The following is a 626-nucleotide window of genomic DNA, read 5'->3' as shown; positions in this document are numbered from 1 at the left end:
GTGATGGGCCGCGGCACGGTGRACCACACGCCGGCCTATCCGCGCGAGGTGGTGCGCCGCGCGCTGGAGCTGCACGCCTCCTCGCTGATCCTGGCGCACAACCATCCCTCGGGCGATCCGACGCCGAGCCAGGCCGACATCGCGATGACGCGCGACATCAAGGCCGCGGCGTCCGCGCTGGGGATCACGCTGCTCGACCATCTGGTCGTCGGCCGTGGCACGCCCTTCTCGATGCGAACGAAGGGGTTGCTCTGATCATGCCACCTTGAGGGCCGCGATGAAGCAGGCGGTCGCGATCGTGGCCGAGGCTGTCCGCACGTGGTTCCACAGCGTCCAGTCCCGGCGGTGGCCCATCCAGACAGCACCGGCTTCCGAGCCCGTGGAATCGGCCTCGGCGAGCGCGTCGTTGAGCGGGAGGTTGAAGGCGACCGTGCAGACGAACATGCCGATTACGTAGATCAGGCCGCCGGTAAGCATCAGCAGCGTCTCCGGTTCGTCCCAGTGAAAGGGCGCCAGCACGGCCAGTCCCAGCGCCGAGCCGGTCGTCGCCAGGAAGAGGGGCATGAAGGCCGAGCTGAGGATGGCTCGGTTGATCGAGGCCATCGCCGCCACCGCCGCGCCGGGCT

General features: G+C 69.1%; 2 protein-coding genes. One reads left to right on the top strand and one right to left on the bottom strand.

The genetic code is table 11. The annotated features are described in order from the left end of the window. A partial coding sequence (locus AC1DWF_RS35890) for a JAB domain-containing protein (RefSeq protein ID WP_476843218.1) occupies positions 1 to 255 on the top strand: 255 nt, incomplete at its 5' end. Here the strand turns inward: AC1DWF_RS35890 and AC1DWF_RS35885 are convergent. After that, positions 256 to 626 (bottom strand): anthrone oxygenase family protein (locus AC1DWF_RS35885; protein ID WP_476843217.1); only part of this gene is annotated, 371 nt, incomplete at its 5' end. It lies immediately after the preceding gene.

This window comes from Aminobacter sp. P4_D5, assembly GCF_056401815.1.
This window is presented reverse-complemented; position numbering and strand designations above follow the sequence as displayed.